The organism is Comamonas sp. FG99 (genome assembly GCF_057808605.1).
The window spans coordinates 64,406-80,895 of record NZ_JBMDII010000001.1 but is presented as its reverse complement, the minus strand read 5'-3'; the positions used below and the strand labels follow the sequence as shown (position 1 = coordinate 80,895).

17 protein-coding genes are annotated in these 16,490 nt (G+C 66.6%); 9 read left to right on the top strand and 8 right to left on the bottom strand.

Annotated elements, in window-relative coordinates; genetic code table 11:
- Positions 1-2 precede the first annotated feature (2 nt).
- The 4 genes from ACODRX_RS00360 to ACODRX_RS00345 form a co-directional block, all read right to left on the bottom strand.
- Positions 3-1,934, bottom strand: a complete 1,932-nt coding sequence (locus tag ACODRX_RS00360; protein WP_488869250.1) for an autotransporter assembly complex protein TamA — start codon at positions 1,932-1,934, stop codon at positions 3-5.
- Positions 1,935-2,004: 70 nt separating this feature from the next.
- The gene (locus ACODRX_RS00355) at positions 2,005-3,192 is read right to left on the bottom strand and encodes a vWA domain-containing protein (RefSeq protein ID WP_488868882.1); all 1,188 of its coding nucleotides are present in this window, start codon (positions 3,190-3,192) and stop codon (positions 2,005-2,007) included.
- A 111-nt stretch (positions 3,193-3,303) separates the two neighbouring features.
- Positions 3,304-3,888, bottom strand: coding sequence for a GNAT family N-acetyltransferase (locus ACODRX_RS00350; RefSeq protein ID WP_488868880.1), 585 nt, complete (start codon positions 3,886-3,888; stop codon positions 3,304-3,306).
- Between the two features lie 19 nt (positions 3,889-3,907).
- Entirely contained in the window at positions 3,908-4,762 is an 855-nt protein-coding gene (locus tag ACODRX_RS00345; RefSeq protein WP_488868878.1) for an AAA family ATPase, read from the bottom strand.
- A 100-nt stretch (positions 4,763-4,862) separates the two neighbouring features.
- Here ACODRX_RS00345 and ACODRX_RS00340 point away from each other — a divergent pair, with 100 nt between their 5' ends.
- Positions 4,863-5,525: a c-type cytochrome gene (locus ACODRX_RS00340; RefSeq protein WP_488868876.1), complete on the top strand. Its 663-nt coding sequence runs from the start codon at positions 4,863-4,865 to the stop codon at positions 5,523-5,525.
- A 49-nt stretch (positions 5,526-5,574) separates the two neighbouring features.
- On the opposite strand, the gene ACODRX_RS00335 is transcribed toward ACODRX_RS00340, so the two are convergent.
- Both ACODRX_RS00335 and kefC read right to left on the bottom strand, forming a co-directional pair.
- Positions 5,575-6,009 carry a DUF1841 family protein gene (locus ACODRX_RS00335; RefSeq protein WP_488868873.1) on the bottom strand — a complete coding sequence of 145 codons (435 nt, stop codon included), beginning with the start codon at positions 6,007-6,009 and terminating at the stop codon, positions 5,575-5,577.
- Between the two features lie 65 nt (positions 6,010-6,074).
- A complete protein-coding gene (gene kefC, locus ACODRX_RS00330; RefSeq protein ID WP_488868872.1) occupies positions 6,075-7,964 on the bottom strand; it encodes a glutathione-regulated potassium-efflux system protein KefC in 1,890 nt (629 codons plus the stop codon).
- Between the two features lie 178 nt (positions 7,965-8,142).
- On the opposite strand from kefC, the gene ACODRX_RS00325 reads away from it, so the two are divergent.
- Positions 8,143-8,775, top strand: coding sequence for a LysE family transporter (locus ACODRX_RS00325; protein WP_488868870.1), 633 nt, complete (start codon positions 8,143-8,145; stop codon positions 8,773-8,775).
- Here ACODRX_RS00325 and trmL read toward each other — a convergent pair.
- Positions 8,756-9,229 carry a tRNA (uridine(34)/cytosine(34)/5-carboxymethylaminomethyluridine(34)-2'-O)-methyltransferase TrmL gene (trmL, locus tag ACODRX_RS00320; RefSeq protein WP_488868868.1) on the bottom strand — a complete coding sequence of 158 codons (474 nt, stop codon included), beginning with the start codon at positions 9,227-9,229 and terminating at the stop codon, positions 8,756-8,758. The genes ACODRX_RS00325 and trmL overlap by 20 nt on opposite strands.
- A 21-nt stretch (positions 9,230-9,250) precedes the next feature.
- Positions 9,251-9,994, bottom strand: coding sequence for a ComF family protein (locus tag ACODRX_RS00315; RefSeq protein ID WP_488868866.1), 744 nt, complete (start codon positions 9,992-9,994; stop codon positions 9,251-9,253).
- Positions 9,995-10,040: 46 nt separating this feature from the next.
- On the opposite strand from ACODRX_RS00315, the gene ACODRX_RS00310 reads away from it, so the two are divergent.
- From ACODRX_RS00310 to ACODRX_RS00280, 7 genes are all read left to right on the top strand, one after another.
- Complete coding sequence (locus ACODRX_RS00310; RefSeq protein WP_488868864.1) at positions 10,041-10,940, top strand: biotin synthase; 900 nt, start codon at positions 10,041-10,043, stop codon at positions 10,938-10,940.
- Between the two features lie 350 nt (positions 10,941-11,290).
- Entirely contained in the window at positions 11,291-12,883 is a 1,593-nt protein-coding gene (gene coxB, locus ACODRX_RS00305; RefSeq protein WP_488868862.1) for a cytochrome c oxidase subunit II, read from the top strand.
- A 31-nt stretch (positions 12,884-12,914) separates the two neighbouring features.
- Complete coding sequence (gene ctaD, locus ACODRX_RS00300) at positions 12,915-14,540, top strand: cytochrome c oxidase subunit I (RefSeq protein WP_488868861.1); 1,626 nt, start codon at positions 12,915-12,917, stop codon at positions 14,538-14,540.
- 6 nt (positions 14,541-14,546) lie between these two features.
- Positions 14,547-14,660, top strand: a complete 114-nt coding sequence (locus ACODRX_RS00295) for a cytochrome oxidase small assembly protein (RefSeq protein WP_488868859.1) — start codon at positions 14,547-14,549, stop codon at positions 14,658-14,660.
- A 34-nt stretch (positions 14,661-14,694) separates the two neighbouring features.
- Complete coding sequence (locus tag ACODRX_RS00290; RefSeq protein WP_488868857.1) at positions 14,695-15,312, top strand: cytochrome c oxidase assembly protein; 618 nt, start codon at positions 14,695-14,697, stop codon at positions 15,310-15,312.
- The gene (locus ACODRX_RS00285; RefSeq protein WP_488868855.1) at positions 15,312-15,530 is read left to right on the top strand and encodes a DUF2970 domain-containing protein; all 219 of its coding nucleotides are present in this window, start codon (positions 15,312-15,314) and stop codon (positions 15,528-15,530) included. The genes ACODRX_RS00290 and ACODRX_RS00285 overlap by 1 nt, the downstream gene beginning before the upstream one ends.
- A gap of 47 nt (positions 15,531-15,577) precedes the next feature.
- On the top strand, positions 15,578-16,459 hold the full coding sequence (locus ACODRX_RS00280; RefSeq protein WP_488868853.1) for a cytochrome c oxidase subunit 3: 882 nt from the start codon (positions 15,578-15,580) through the stop codon (positions 16,457-16,459).
- The last annotated feature ends 31 nt before the right edge of the window (positions 16,460-16,490 follow it).

Sequence of the window (16,490 nt, the reverse complement as noted above, 5' to 3'; positions counted from 1 at the left end):
CCTTAGAAGGTGTAGCCCATGCGCAGGTGCAGGCGAAAACGCTTGTCCTTCACGCCGTAGGCCAGGTCGGTCTGCAAGGCGCCGACCGGGCTGCGCCAGCGCAGGCCGGTGCCCACGCCCACATAGGGCGTCATCGCGCCTATGGTGTTGGCCACCGAGCCCACGTCCATGAAGACGGCCGATTCCCAGTCGCTGATCTCGCCGCCGCGCACCAGGGGGCGCTGGTATTCCACGCTGCCCACGGCCATGTAGCGGCCGCCGAACACCCGCCGGCTGCTGCCGTCGCCGGTGACGTAGGCGCCGATCTGGCGGTAGCCGTAGCCGCGCACCGTGGTGTCGCCGCCGGTGATGAACATCAGCGAGACCGGTATGTTCGCCGCGGAGTTGGCCAGCACCGCGCCCGCCTCGGTGCGCAGCGAGAGCCGGCTTTGGCGCGAGCTGCCGTTGGGGGCGGTGACGCGGTCCATGGGCAGGAAGCCCTGCCAGCGCGCCAGCAGGCGCAGGAACGGGTCGCGCCGCGGCGTGAGGGTGATGCCCACGCCGGCCTCGGCTCCCAGGCCGTAGCCGCGCGTGGGGTTGTTCTTGTTGTTGAAGTAGCGCCCGGTCCAGGCATAGTTGGCGCTGAGCGCGCTGCTGGAGGGCTCGCTGTCCAGTCCCTTGGTGGCGGCAAAGTCGTACTGCAGGTAGCTGCTGCGGTCGATGTGGTCGCTGCTCTTGCTCTGGCCGCCGCGCAGGCGGGCCGCGTTCACGGTGTAGTCGCCGGTCAGCTCGCTCGACGCCTGACCGCCCACGAACCAGCGCCAGCCGTTTTCGCGCGGCAGGTCGGTCCATTCGGTGGACAGCAGCTTGTTGTCGCGGTCCAGCGACAGCTTGCTTACCGCGCGCCAGCCCAGCAGCGGCATCTGGTTGTGGATGTGGTTGATCGACAGGCGCGGGCCGCTGTCGGTCGATACGCCCACGCCGAACACCCATTTCTGGTACCTGGCCTCGCGCACCTGGGCGATCACCGGGGCGGTGACTTCGCTGTCGTCGCCGGCGGCGTTGTCGGTGTCGAGCGTGAGGAAGACCGAGTCGTAGTAGCCGCTGGCGACCAGGCGCGCCTGGGTGTCGAGCAGGGTGGCCTCGCTGTAGACCGCGCCGGTGGGCAGGCGCGCGATGCGGCGCGCGCCTTCGGGGTCGTAGCGCTGGCTGCCGGCGATGCGCAGCTCGCCAAAGCGGTACAGCGGGCCGGAGTCGTAGCGCAGGCCCAGGCGGGCGGTGTTGGCGTCGGCATCGATGTCGGCCTGGCTGTGCGCGATGCTGGCAGTGGGGTAGCGGCGGGTCTTGAGGCTGCGCAGGCCCTGGGTCTTGGCGTCGTCCCAGGCGCTTTGCGTGAAGCTGCTGCCCTCTGGCAGCCCCCAGTTGCGGCGCAGCCGCGCCAGGCGTTCCTCGGCGCCCTCATCTGTGGCCACGGCGCCGGCGTAGTCGAGCTGCACCTCGCTGACCTTGGTCTGCGGCCCGGGGTCGACGCTGATGGTGACCAGCGGCCGCACGGCGGCGGCATCGCCAGCGGGGGCGTCAGCCGCCGCGGCGCCGGCCGGGGCGGTGCTGCCGGTGCTTGTACCGGTGCTGGTGCTGGTGGTGCTGGAGCCGGTTTGCGGCACGTCGCGCACATCGATGGCCACCGTGGGGTTGAAGTAGCCCAGCGTGCCCATCAGCGCGGCGATGTCGTCATTGGCCGCGCCCAGCAGGCGGGTCAGCTCGGTGGTCTGGAGGCCGGGCAGGCGGCGAAAGCGCTGCAGCTCCAGGTGCTGCTCCAGGTATTTGCGCACGGCGTCGTCGTCGGACTTGACCTCCAGGTCGAAGGCCAGCGCATTGCTTTTTTCCTCGGCCGTGGCGTTGTCGTCCGACGGATCGGAGCCGGAGTGGGAGAAGGTGCCGCAGCCGCTGAGCATGAGCGCCACCGCCGCAGCAATGAAAAACGCCGGCCTAGATGCCGGCGCGTAGGGGCAACATAGCATGCAGCTATTTTGACAGCAGCCGCATAGTGTCTTCCAAACCTTTGAGTGACAAAGGGTACATGCGCTCGCCCATCAGCTGCCGCATCAGCCCGATGCTCTGCCGGTATTGCCATACGCCCTGCGGCTCGGGGTTGATCCAGGCATGCTTGGGGAAGGCGTTGGTCAGCCGCTGGATCCATTCGGCGCCGGGCTCGGCATTGTTGTATTCGACGCTGCCGCCGGGCTGCAGGATCTCGTAGGGGCTCATGGTCGCGTCGCCCACGAAGATCAGCTTGTAGTCCTTGTTGTACTTGCGGATGATGTCCCAGGTCGGGAACTTCTCGGCATAGCGGCGCTTGTTGTTCTTCCACATGTAGTCGTAGACGCAGTTGTGGAAGTAGTAGAACTCCAGGTGCTTGAACTCGCTCTTGACGGCCGAGAACAGCTCCTCGACGCGGTGGATGTGGTCGTCCATGGTGCCGCCCACGTCCATCAGCAGCAGCACCTTCACATGGTTGTGCCGCTCGGGGATCATCCTGATGTCCAGGTAGCCGGCATTGGCCGCGGTGGCGCGGATGGTGTCCGGCAGGTCCAGCTCCAGCTCGTTGCCGTCGCGGGCGAACTTGCGCAGGCGCCTGAGCGCCACCTTGATGTTGCGCGTGCCCAGCTCCTGGCTGTCGTCGTAGTCGCGGTAGACGCGCTGCTCCCATACCTTGACCGCGCTGCGCTGGCCGCCCTTGCCGCCGATGCGGATGCCGCGCGGGTTGTAGCCGCCGTTGCCGAACGGGCTGGTGCCGCCGGTGCCTATCCATTTGCTGCCGCCCTCGTGGCGTTCCTGCTGCTCTTCGAGGCGCTTTCTGAGGGTATCCATCAGCTCGTCCCAGCCCATGGCCTCGAGCGCGGCCTTCTCCTCGGGGCTGAGCTCGCGCTCCAGCAGCTGGCGCAGCCAGTCCTCGGGCAGTTCCTTGTGCCAGTCGGTGAGCATCTCCACGCCCTTGAAGTACGAGGAGAAGGCCATGTCGTACTTGTCGAAGAGCTTCTCGTCCTTGACCAGCGCGGTGCGCGCCATGAAGTAGAAGTCCTCCAGGCTCCAGGCGTCCTCGGAGCGCGGGCCCACCAGGCCCTTGTCCAGCGCCTGCAGCAGCACCAGCAGCTCCTTGACCGAGACCGGCAGCTTGGCGGCGCGCAGGGTGTAGAAGAAATCGATCAGCATGCTTGTGCCTTGGTTTTTAGGAACGATAGCGGCTAGCGCTTGCTACATCTGTGTTTGCAATATAAAAGTATTTGAAAACATTCATGCATGGGCGCTGGAAGCTATCTTTTTTTAGGCGTGCCGCTGCAGCAGATACAGCAGCTGGGCCTTGGCCTCGGGCCATTCGCCGGCCAGCATGCTGTACATCACCGTGTCGCGCACCGTGCCGTCGCGGCGCGGCGCGTGGTGGCGGATCACGCCGTCCTTCCTGGCGCCCAGGCGCTCGATGGCGCGCTGGCTGGCGAAATTGTAGTTGTCGGTGCGCCAGCCCACCACCGCGCAGCCCAGGGTTTCGAAGGCATGGCTCAGCAGCAGCAGCTTGCAGGTGGTGTTGACGTGGCTGCGCTGCACGCTTTGCGCATACCAGGTGTAGCCGATCTCCAGGCGCTTGAGCGCCGGCACGATGTCGTGGTAGCTGGTGCTGCCCAGCACGCGGCCGCTGGCCTCGTCCACCACCGCGAACGCCCGGCGGTTGTCGGTGGCCAGCGCGGTGTCGATGTAGGCGCGCGCCTGCTCGGGCTCGGGCACCGAGGTGACGCGGATCTTCCACAGCTCGCCATCGCTGGCGGCGGCGGCCAGGCCGGCCTCGTGCTGCGGCGCAAGCGGCGTCAGGAGCACGCCGTTCAGGCGCAAGGTGGTGGGTTCTGCAAAGGCCATGGCGGACTCGGGTTGGAGCTCAGCGGTTGCGCTGGTTCATGAACACCAGCTTTTCGAACAGGCTCACGTCCTGCTCGTTCTTGAGCAGCGCGCCCACCAGCGGCGGCACGGCGATCTTCTGGTCGGCGGTCTGCAGCGTCTCGGGCGAAATGTCCTCGGCCACCAGCAGCTTGAGCCAGTCGATCAGCTCGCTGGTCGAGGGCTTTTTCTTCAGGCCCGGCAGGTTGCGAACTTCGTAGAACACCCGCATGGCGGCCGCCAGCAGCTCGCCCTTGAGCGTGGGGAAGTGCACGTCCACGATCTGCTTCATGGTGTCGGGCTCGGGGAACTTGATGTAGTGGAAGAAGCAGCGGCGCAGGAAGGCGTCGGGCAGCTCCTTCTCGTTGTTCGAGGTGATGAACACCAGCGGCCGGTGGCGGGCGCGCACCAGCTCGCGCGTCTCGTAGCAATAGAACTCCATGCGGTCGAGCTCGCGCAGCAGGTCGTTGGGGAACTCGATGTCGGCCTTGTCGATCTCGTCGATCAGCAGCGCCACCGGCTGCTCGGCGGTGAACGCCTGCCACAACACGCCCTTGACGATGTAGTTGTGGATGTTCTTGACGCGCTCGGCCCCGTCCACGTCGGCCAGCTGGCTGTCGCGCAAACGACTGACCGCATCGTATTCGTACAGGCCCTGCTGCGCCTTGGTGGTGGACTTGATGTGCCATTGCAGCAGCGGCATGCCTAGCGCTTGTGACACCTCCTCCGCCAGCATGGTTTTCCCTGTGCCGGGTTCCCCCTTGACGAGAAGCGGTCTTTGAAGGGTAATCGCAGCATTGACCGCAAGCATCAGGTCTTTGGTGGCGACGTAGTTCTGTGAGCCTTGGAATTTCATGGGGTTGGAATGCGGATCGTTGAGGCAAGGACAGATGGAATGCTCAATATAATCAATCATCTGCCAGAGACAAGATTTTCCACACGATTGTGCGCGCAAAATGAATAAAACATTGACCACGGTATTTGCATTGGCTGTCGCTTCCGCGACCAGCATGGGTTTCGCGCAGGAGCTGAAGGGCGATGCCAAGGCGGGGGAGAACAAGATTGCCATGTGCATCGGCTGCCACGGCATCATCGGCTACCAGGCCAGCTTTCCCGAGGTCTACAAGGTGCCCAAGATCTCCGGCCAGAGCGCCAAGTACATCGCTGCGGCGCTGACCGAGTACAAGAAGGGCGACCGCAAGCACCCGACGATGCGCGGCATCGCCGATTCGCTCTCCGAGCAGGACATCGCCGATGTCTCCGCCTACTACGAGCAGCACGGCGCCGGCACCGTCAAGGCGGCCGACAAGGCGCGCGAGCCCTCGGCCAAGGTGGCCGAGCTGCTGAAGAAGGGCACCTGCGTGTCTTGCCACGGCGACAACTTCGCCAAGCCCATCGATCCGTCGTACCCGAAGATCGCCGGCCAGAACGCCGACTACCTGTTTGCCGCGCTCAAGTCGTACAAGGTCACCAACAACCCGATGGTGGGCCGCAACAACGCGGTGATGGGCGCGATCGCCAAGCAGTTCTCCAACAGCGAGATGAAGGAGCTGGCCAACTACCTGGGCAGCCTGGACGGCGACCTGCAGACCATTCCCGAATCGCGCTTCCGCAAGTAGGCTGCGCGGCCCATGGATAGCAAAGGCTCCCTCGGGAGCCTTTGTTCCGTCAGTCTTTCGTGGCCTGGCGCTGCACCGCCGCCACGTAGGCATTGCCGTCGGGCGGGCGGCCCGAGCGCTGGCTCTCCCACAGCATGGTGCCCAGGCATTCCATGGCCACGTGGTGGGCGTCGTGCAGCGAGGCGAGGCGCCGGGACAGCAGCTCCACCGCCTGGCGGATGCCGCGCGGCTGGTCGATGCTGCACTGTTCGCTGATCGACAGGTGCATGGACAGGTGCAGGAAAGGGTTGGTCCTGCCGGGGGCCTCGTCGTAGTTGCGGGCAATCGCGGCCTCTGCGTCCTGCAGTTCGGCATGGTATTCGGGGTGCTCGGCGATCCACAGGCCCGCCAGGGTCTCGATGGCCTCCATCGGGGCGTGGGCCTCGGACTTGGCCTGGACCGCGCAGAAAAATCGCCTTACGTCGGCTTGGGATGGGTTGAACATAGGCGGCCAGCGTAGCACCACCGCGGCGGCGCTGCAGGATCAGGGCGATTCATCGCGGCACTGCATCAGGGCGACTCCGCGGCGGCCGGCGCCTGGGCCGGATGGGCGGGGTAGGGGCTCATCGGGGCCTGCTCGGCCTGGGCGCTGTCCAGCGTGCGGCCCCCGCGCTCCTCGCGCTCGCGCAGCATCTGCTCGGTCAGCTGGTCGCGCCCCTGCTTGGCCACCGCCAGCATGGCCTCGCGGTCGTTGTGGTGCTCGTACATCTTCTCGGTGAGTTCGAGGTTGTGCACCCGGAACACCGTGGCCACGTACTGCGCATCCTCGGCGCTGTAGCCCAGCAGCTCCAGCGTCTTCTGCGCGGTCTGCAGGCTGGAGTCGAACACCTCGCGGTCGATGTGCTGCACGCCCAGGTCGCGCAGCGCATACCAGTGCGACACGTCCTTGGCGCGGGCCACGATCTTCAGGTGCGGGAAATGCTCCAGCGCGAGCTCGGCGATCTGGTTGGCCTGCTCCTCGCCGTCGACCGCGATCACCAGCACACTGGCCTTCTCGATGCCGGCGATGCGCAGCAGGTCGAGCCGGGTGGCGTCGCCGTAGAACACCCGGTAGCCGAAGATCCGCGCCACTTCGAGCATCTCGACGCTGCGGTCCAGGATCACGGCCTTGAGACCCTGCGAGAGCAGCACGCGGGTAACGATCTGGCCGTAGCGGCCGAAACCGGCGATGATGATCGGCGCCTGCTGCGGCTCGGACAGCTCGGCGGGCCGGTCGGCGCCATCGCCCAGCTGCGCGAAGCGGCGCACCACCCAGCGGTCCACCAGCGTGACCACCAGCGGCGTCACCACCATCGAGATCGCCACCGCGCCGATCAGCAGCGAGGCCTGCTCGTCGCTGATGATCTTCTGGCTTTGCGCCGTGCTGAACACCACGAAGGCGAACTCGCCGCCCTGGGCCAGCAGCAGCGTGAACAGCGGGCGCTCCTGCGGCGGCATGTGCAGGCCGGCCGCCAGCGCGTAGATGGCGCCGGCCTTGAGCGCCAGGAAGAGCACCACCAGCAGCGCCATGGCCAGCGGCGCGCGCAGGATGACGGAGAAATCGATCGTCATGCCCACCGCTATGAAGAACAGCCCCAGCAGCAGGCCCTTGAAGGGCTCGATGTCGGTCTCCAGCTCGGCGCGGTATTCGCTGTCGGCCAGCAGCACGCCGGCCAGGAAGGCGCCCAGCGCCATCGACAGGCCCAGCTGCACCATCAAGAGCGCGATCGCCACCACCAGCAGCAGCGCGGTGGCGGTGAAGATCTCCTGCGTCTTGCTCTGCGCGATCCAGCGCAGCAGCGGGCGCAGCAGGTAGCGGCCGCCGACGATCACCGCCGCGACGATGCCCACCGTCTTGCACAGCGCCCACAGGGTGCTGGCATCGGCGCTGGCGTGGCCACCCAGCGCCAGCAGCGGCAGCAGCGCCAGGATGGGGATGGCGGCCACATCCTGGAACAGCAGGATGGAGAAGGCCGCCTTGCCGCTGTCGGTACCCATCAGATTGCGCTCGGCGATCGACTGCAGCGCGATCGCGGTGGACGACAGCGCCAGGCCCAGCGCGGCCACCAGCGCCAGCCGCCAGTCCGCGCGCGCCAGCAGCGCGGCGCCGAACAGCGCGGCGCTGCACAGCAGCATCTGCGCCGTGCCCCAGCCGAAGATCGGGCGGCGCAGGCTCCACAGCCGGCTCGGCTGCAGCTCCAGCCCGATCAGGAACAGCATCAGCACCACGCCGAATTCCGAGAAGTGCAGGATGTCCTGCACATTGCTGACCCAGCCGAAGCCGCTGGGGCCGATGATCATGCCGGCCGCCAGATAGCCGATGATGGCCCCCAGGCCCAGCGCCCGCGAGATCGGCACCGCCACCACGGCGGCTGCCAGGTAGAGGAAGGTATAGGTCAGCCAGGTGGGTGCGTGTTCCATGGGGATGTGCCGCTGATGGGGAGTGAGAGTTTGAGTGAAATTGGCAATTGGCGCAATAGTGGCAAGTGATTCAAGCTATGAAAAAATGAGTTTCAACAGCGCAGCCCTGGCCACGGAGTTGGACGGATAATGTCGCTCCCCGCATATTTGTTATTCGCGCCGAGAAAGATTGCACAACATGGACCTGCATACCTGGATGGCCTACCTGGTCGCCGCCTGCATCATCGCGGTCTCGCCGGGCTCCGGCGCGGTGCTGTCGATGAGCCACGGCCTGTCCTACGGCGTGCGCAAGACCAGCGCCACCATCGTGGGCCTGCAGCTGGGGCTGCTGGCCATCCTGCTCGTGGCCGGCGCCGGCGTGGGATCGCTGCTGGTGGCCTCCGAGCCCGCGTTCAATGCGGTGAAGATCGCCGGCGCCTGCTACCTGATCTACATCGGCCTGCAGCAGTGGCGCGCCGGCGGCGGCCCGCTGCCGGGCGGTGAGGCGGCGGCGCCGACCGCCAGCTGGCGCAAGCGCTGCCTGACCGGCTTCATGACCAATGCCACCAACCCCAAGGGCATCATCTTCATGGTGGCGGTGCTGCCGCAGTTCATGAGCAGCGAGCGCCCGCTGTGGCTGCAGCTGCTGGTGCTGGCGGCAACCACCATCGCGGTGGACATGGTGGTCATGCACGGCTACGCGGCCAGCGCCAGCGCGCTGCGCCGCCTGCTGCGCAGCAGCCGGGCCATGCGCACCCAGAATCGGGTCTTCGGCGGCCTGCTGATGGCGGTCGGCACCGGGCTGTTCTTCGTCAAGCGCAGCCAGGCCTGAAACCGTTTTGCCGCCAGGCCTCGAACACGGTCACCGCCACCGCGTTCGACAGGTTCAGGCTGCGCTGGCCGGCCACCATCGGCAGGCGCAGGCGCCGGGCCGGCGCGAAGCTCTCGCGCAGCCCGGGCGCCAGGCCCCGGGTTTCCGAGCCGAACACCAGCCAGTCGCCGGGCTGGAAAGACTGCTCGAACAGATTGCCGCTGCCGTGCGTGGTCATCGCGAACATGCGTTCGGGCGCGGGCTGCATGGCCTGCACGAAGGCCGGCCAGCTGGCATGGCGCAGCACCTGGGCGTACTCGTGGTAGTCCAGCCCGGCGCGGCGCATCAGGCGGTCCTCCATCGAAAAGCCCAGCGGCTCCACCAGGTGCAGCCGGCTGCCGGTATTGGCGCACAAACGTATCACATTGCCCGTATTGGGCGGAATCTCGGGCTCGACCAGGACGACATTGAACATAGGGGCGAGATTTTAAGAGCCTCAGTGCTGCGGCGTGCGCGCAAAGACGAAGCCGTGCACCTCGGCGGCGCCGGCCGCCAGCAGCAGCCGGGCCGATGCGTTCAGCGTGGCGCCGGTGGTCATCACATCGTCGATCAGCGCGACGCGCTGGCCCTGCAGCTGCTCGCGCAGCCGCGGCTCGATGGCGAACGCGTGGCGCAGGTTGCGCTGGCGCTGGGCGCGGCCGGAGCGGCTTTGCGGCGCGGCGTCGTGCAGGCGCAGCAGCAGCCCCGGCTGCAGCTGCGGGGCGCCGGCCGGCAGCAGGCGGCGCAGCCGCCGCGCGATCAGCAGCGCCTGGTTGAAGCCGCGCTCGCGCAGCCGCGCCGCCGACAGCGGCACTGGCGCCACCCAGTCGCAGCACGCGAACGCGGCGGCGGCGCCCGGGGTGGCCGCGATATAGCCCGCGAAGGCGGGAGCCCATGCGGGCTGCTGGTGAAATTTCAGCTCCTGCAGCATCTCGCTCCAGGGCGCGATATAGTCCACCGCTGCATGGCAGGTGCTGAGCAGCAGGGGCTCGCGCAGGCAGGCGCCGCACAGCGGCGCGGCGGCCGGCAGCTGCAGGGCGCAGCGCGGGCAGCGCGGCGTCTGCGGCAGCCACAGCGCGGCCTCGCAGTCCGGGCACAGCCGCGCGCTGGGCCACGAGCGGCAGACGAAGCACTGGCTGGGAATGCGCGCGGCGAGATGCGCGGCTGCCCGGCGCGCCCTGATCCACCATTGCCTATCCATCTCCCTCCACCCCCTTTCGCCCGCGACCGGCTGGCGCTCCCCATCCATGGCTGAGTTTCAAGTTCCCCCCAGTATCGACCCGGCAGCCGCCCGCCGCTGGGCGCTGCAGGCGCCCGCGCACAGCCCCTGGCTGCACGAGGAGGTGGGGCGGCGCATGGCGGACCGCCTGCAGTGGATTATGCAAAAGCCCGCCACCTGGTGCAGCTGGCAGCCGGCGCTGGCCGGCCTCGCGGCGCACCGCCTGGTGGCCGCGCAGCTGCCCCGGGCGCGCTGCATCGTGGTGGACGAGGCCGCGCCCCGGCTGGCGCAGGCGCAGCAGCAACTGCAGGCCCCGTGGTGGAGCCCCGGGCGCTGGCGCCAGCCCGCACTGCGCTTTGGCGCCGCGGCCGCGGGCGAGGCCAACATGCTCTGGGCCAACATGGCGCTGCATGCCAGCGCCAACCCCCAGGCGCTGTTGCAAGAATGGCACAGTCTGCTGGCGGTGGACGGCTACCTGATGTTCTCCTGCCTGGGGCCCGACACGTTCAAGGAGCTGCGCCGCCTCTATGCCGAGCGGGGCTGGGGGCCGGTCAGCCACGACTTCACCGACATGCACGACTGGGGCGACATGCTGGTGCAGACCGGCTTTGCCGAGCCGGTGATGGACATGGAGCGCATCGTGCTGTCGTTCTCGTCGCCCGAGAAGCTGCGCGCCGAGCTGCGCGAGCTGGGGCGCAACCTGCACCGCCAGCGCCACCAAGGGCTGCGCGGGCGGCGCTGGCTGCGGGACTGGGAGCTATCGCTTGCGGGACAGCCCGGTGCCGGCGGCGCCCGCCTGGAGCTTAGCTTCGAGATCATCTACGGCCACGCCTTCAAGCCGGCGCCCAAGCTGCGCATGCAGGGCGAGAGCCGGATCTCCGTCGACGACCTGCAGAGCATGCTGCGCGCCGGCAAGCGCGGCGATTGAACGGGCAACGGGCCTGAACTGCCGCTATCGGGCGGTTAATTTCCAGGTCCCGGCGATACAATCGGCGGCTGCGGCAGGCGCGTGCGGCGCAGGTGGATCGGCATTTACGCCGCTTGTCTATACCCGGGTGCAATTTTGTTGTGAAACGCCTATGGTTCGGGGATAGCCTGGGTTGCATTCTTGGGCAGTTCAGGCCATGCTCGGGCGCAGGACAGACTGGCTCCCATGGTGCATGTCGTGCTTTCGATTTGTTAGCAATGCATGGCCCCGGGGCCAGCCGAGTCGCTAGCCCACATAGCGCGCATCGGAATGTCTATCAATGATGAGAAGTTAAGAAGTAAGTGACAACTATGAATAGCGTTTCGAAAAGGCTGGCTTCTTTGCTGCTGTTGGCCGGTGCCGGCCTGGGGTCGGTGGCCCACGCAGTGCAGGATCTGCCGGGAGGCCCCGCGGTCAAGCAGATGAACCTGGCGCCCCCGGTGACCAAGATCGCGGAGGAGCAGAGTTCGCTGCACTGGATGATGCTGATCATCTGTACGGTGATCTTCATCGCGGTTTTCGCGGTGATGTTCTATTCCATCTGGAAGCACCGCAAGTCCCGCGGGGCCAAGCCGGCATCCTTCCATGAGTCCGTGTCGGTCGAGGTGGCCTGGACCGTGGCGCCCTTCGTGATCGTGATCCTGATGGCCCTGCCGGCCACCAAGGTGCTGGTGGCGCAGAAGGACACGACCAACGCCGACCTCACCATCAAGGCCACCGGCTACCAGTGGAAGTGGGGCTACGACTACCTCAATGGCGAGGGCGAGGGCCTGTCCTACATCTCGACGCTGGACAACAGCCACCGCGTGCTGTCCAACAGCGGCGACGTCTCGCAGGCGCCCAACGACTACCTGCTGAAGGTCGACAACCCGCTGGTGGTGCCGGTGAACAAGAAGGTGCGCATCATCACCACCGCCAACGACGTGATCCACGCCTTCATGGTGCCGGCCTTCGGCATCAAGCAGGACGCGATCCCCGGCTTCGTGCGCGACACCTGGTTCCGCGCCGAGAAGACCGGCGACTACTACGGCCAGTGCGCCGAGCTGTGCGGCAAGGAGCACGCCTACATGCCCATCCATGTGAAGGTGCTGTCGGCCGAGGATTACAGCAAGTGGGTCGAGGCCGAGAAGAAGAAGCTGGCCGCCAAGCAGGACGACCCGAACAAGGTCTGGACGCTGGCAGACCTGAGCGCCCGGGGCGAGAAGGTGTATGCGGCCAACTGCGCCGCCTGCCACCAGGCCAACGGCAAGGGCGCGGGCCCGATCAAGCCGCTCGACGGCAGCGCCGTGGTCAACGGCGCTCCGGCCGAGATGATGCATGCGGTGCTCGAAGGCCGGGCCAACGGCGCGATGCCGGCCTGGAAGCAGCTCAGCGACACCGACCTGGCGGCGGTGGTGACCTTCGCCAAGAACCACTGGAGCAACAAGACCGGCCAGCTCATCCAGCCCGCGCAGTTCGTGGCCGCCCGCACCGGCACCTACCCCGAAGGCGGCGGCACGGCCGCGCCCGCGGCCGCTGCCGCTGCCGCTGCCGCCCCCGCTGCGGCTCCTGCCCCGGCGCCCGCGCCTGCCGCGGCCGCGGCCGATGGCGGCCCGTTCCAGATCTTCTTTGAAACCGGCAAGAGCGAGCTCGGCCCCGAGGCCCAGGCCATAGCCCAGAAGGCGGCGGCCTACTGGGCGGCCCACAAGGAGGGCAAGGTGGCCCTGTCCGGCTTCGTGGACTCCACCGGCAGCGCCGACCAGAACGCCGAACTTGCCAAGAAGCGCGCCCAGGCGGTAGCCAAGGTGCTCAGCGACAACGGCGTCGCCGCCGACCGCATCGAGCTGCGCAAGCCCGAAGCCATTACTGCAGGTGCCGGCGACGACCGCCAGGCACGCCGTGTCGACGTCATTGCCGCGCAATGAGTCCAGGACAGATGACCGATTGGAGATAGAGATGAGTGCAGTACTGGACAACCACGGACACGTACACGGTCACGACGACCACCATCACCACGGGCCCGCCGGCTGGCGCCGCTGGGTGTTCGCCACCAACCACAAGGACATCGGTACGCTGTACCTGCTGTTCTCGTTCACCATGCTGATGGTGGGCGGCATCCTGGCGCTCTTGATCCGCGCCGAGCTGTTCAAGCCCGGCCTGCAGATCGTGAACCCCGAGCTGTTCAACCAGCTGACCACGATGCACGGCCTGATCATGGTGTTCGGCGCCATCATGCCGGCCTTCGTCGGCTTCGCGAACTGGATGCTGCCGCTGCAGATCGGCGCCTCCGACATGGCCTTCGCCCGCATGAACAACTTCAGCTTCTGGCTGCTGATCCCCGCCGGCCTGATGCTGGTGGGCTCGTTCTTCATGCCCGGCGGCGCGCCCGCCGCGGGCTGGACGCTGTACGCGCCGCTGACGCTGCAGATGGGCCCATCGATGGACGCCGGCATCTTCGCGATGCACATCATGGGCGCCTCGTCCATCATGGGCGCGATCAACATCATCGTCACCATCCTGAACATGCGCGCGCCCGGCATGACGCTGATGAAGATGCCGATGTTCGCCTGGACCTGGCTGATCACCGCCTACCTGCTGATCGCGGTGATGCCCGTGCTGGCCGGCGCGATCACCATGACGCTGACCGACCGCCACTTCGGCACCAGCTTCTTCAACCCCGCCGGCGGCGGCGACCCGGTGATGTACCAGCACATCTTCTGGTTCTTCGGCCACCCCGAGGTCTACATCATGATCCTGCCGGCCTTCGGCATCATCAGCCAGATCGTGCCCGCGTTCGCGCGCAAGAAGCTGTTCGGCTACGCCTCCATGGTCTACGCTACCGCCTCCATCGCCATCCTGTCGTTCATCGTGTGGGCGCACCACATGTTCACCACCGGCATGCCGGTCACCGGCCAGCTGTTCTTCATGTACGCCACCATGCTGATCTCGGTGCCCACCGCGGTGAAGATCTTCAACTGGGTGGCCACCATGTGGCGCGGCTCGATGACCTTCGAGACCCCGATGCTGTTCTCGGTGGGCTTCATCTTCGTGTTCACCATGGGTGGCTTCACCGGCCTGATCCTGTCGATGGCGCCCATCGACATCCAGCTGCAGGACACCTACTACGTGGTGGCCCACTTCCACTACGTGCTGGTGGCCGGTTCGCTGTTCTCGATGTTCGCGGCCTACTACTACTGGAGCCCGAAGTGGACCGGCGTGATGTACAACGAAACCCGCGGCAAGATCCACTTCTGGGGCTCGCTGATCACCTTCAACATCACCTTCTTCCCGATGCACTTCCTGGGCCTGGCCGGCATGCCGCGCCGCTATGCCGACTACCCGATGCAGTTCGCCGACTTCAACATGCTGGCCTCGATCGGCGCCTTCGGCTTTGGCCTGATGCAGGTGTACTTCTTCGTGTTCGTCGTCTGGCCGGCCATGCGCGGCCAGGGCGAGAAGGCACCGCAAAAGCCCTGGGAGGCCGCGGAAGGCCTGGAGTGGGAAGTGCCCTCGCCGGCGCCGTTCCACACCTTCGAGACGCCGCCCAAGCTGGACGCGACCGCGACCAGGGTCATCGGGTAGGCCGGCATGGCGACGCCCGAACAGCGCAAGGCCAACCGGCGCCTGGCTTGGATACTGGCTTCGATCGCGGTGGTATTCTTCCTGGGCTTTCTGGCCAAGATGGTTATGCTGGGCCGCTAGGCCTTTGTTCATGTGCGACAGCTGAGGGATAGGTGTGCGGCAGAAGACGGAAAACGCAAGAATGGTGGGCAAGCTGGCGGTGATCGCCGCCGGCATGTTCGCCTTCGGCTATGCGCTGGTCCCGATCTACCAGCGCATCTGCGAGGTGACGGGCATCAACATCCTGTCGCTGTCCGAGCGCGAGGTGCCGGGCAACGGCAAGGCGGGCCGGAATGTGCGGCTGCCGGCGAACACCCAGGTCGACACCAGCCGCACCATCACCGTGGAGTTCGACGCCAATGCGCGCGGCCCCTGGAGCTTCAAGCCCGCGGTGCATTCGATGCAGGTGCATCCGGGCGAGCTGGCGACGGTGATGTACGAGTTCCGCAACGAGCAGAACCACCGCATGTCGGCCCAGGCCATACCCAGCTACGCGCCGCGCCAGGCCGCGCCGTACTTCAACAAGCTGGAGTGCTTCTGCTTCAACCAGTACACGCTGAACCCCGGCGAGGAAAAGCAGTGGCCGGTGGCCTTCGTGATCGACCCCAAGCTGTCCAAGGATGTGAAGACCATCACGCTGTCCTACACCTTCTTCGAGGTCGGCGGCAAGATACCGGCGGCGCCGGTCGCGCTGGCACCGCCCTCCGGCCCGCAGGAAAGCCGGGGCTCGTGATGGCGCCGCCCCAGCCCCTGCCAGAGCGCAAGCCCGCCGGCCGCGGGCTGCTGCGCAGCATCCGCGCGGTGGCATGGTCGCTGATCGGGCTGCGCAAGGGCTCGGAGTACCAGCAGGACATAGAGAACATCACGCCGCTGCAGATCATCATGGTCGGACTGATCGCCATCTTCCTGCTGGTGCTCGGACTGATCGCGCTGGTAAACTGGCTGGTGTAAAGAATTGATAGCAATAGCAAGCAGAAAACGAGAAATCAGGAGCTGAAATGAGTGCATCCACCACCGGCGCAACGCCGTACTACTATGTGCCCGCCGAGTCGCGCCACCCGGTCATGGCGGCCATCGGGCTGTTCTTCGTGATCCTGGGTGCGGCGCAATGGGTCAACGGCCACGAGTGGGGCAAGTACGCCTGCCTGGCGGGCCTCGTCTGGTGGCTGTTCGTGCTGTACCAGTGGTTCGGCGATGCGATCCGCGAAAGCGAGTCGGGCAAGTACAGCCACCGCATCGACATGTCCTACCGCTGGAGCATGAGCTGGTTCATCTTCTCCGAGGTCATGTTCTTCGGCGCCTTCTTCACCGCGCTGTGGTGGGCGCGCGCGCATTCGGTGCCGGCGCTGGGCAGCCTGGCCAACGCCGTCCTGTGGCCCGACTTCAAGGCCGTGTGGCCCAGCCTGGCCGCCGGCGCCACCGCCTCGCCCGCGGGCATCATCGAGCCCTTCCAGACCGTGGGCCCGTTCTGGCTGCCGACCATCAACACCGCGCTGCTGCTGACCTCGGGCGTGACGCTGACCATCGCCCACCATGCGCTGCGCGAGAACCAGCGCGCCAAGACCATCAGCTTCATGTGGATCACGGTGCTGCTGGGCTTCATCTTCCTGTGCGTGCAGGGCTATGAGTATTTCCACCTCTACACCGAGCTGAACCTCAAGCTCAGCTCCGGCGTGTACGGCTCGACCTTCTACATGCTCACCGGCTTCCACGGCTTCCACGTGTTCGTGGGCATGCTGATGCTGTTCTTCATGACGCTGCGCCTGCAAAAAGGGCATTTCACGCCCAGCCACCATTTCGGCTTCGAAGGCGCCGCCTGGTACTGGCACTTCGTGGACGTGGTCTGGCTCGGCCTGTACGTGCTGGTGTACTGGATGTGATCCGCATCGCCCAGCAAAAAGCGCCGCGAGG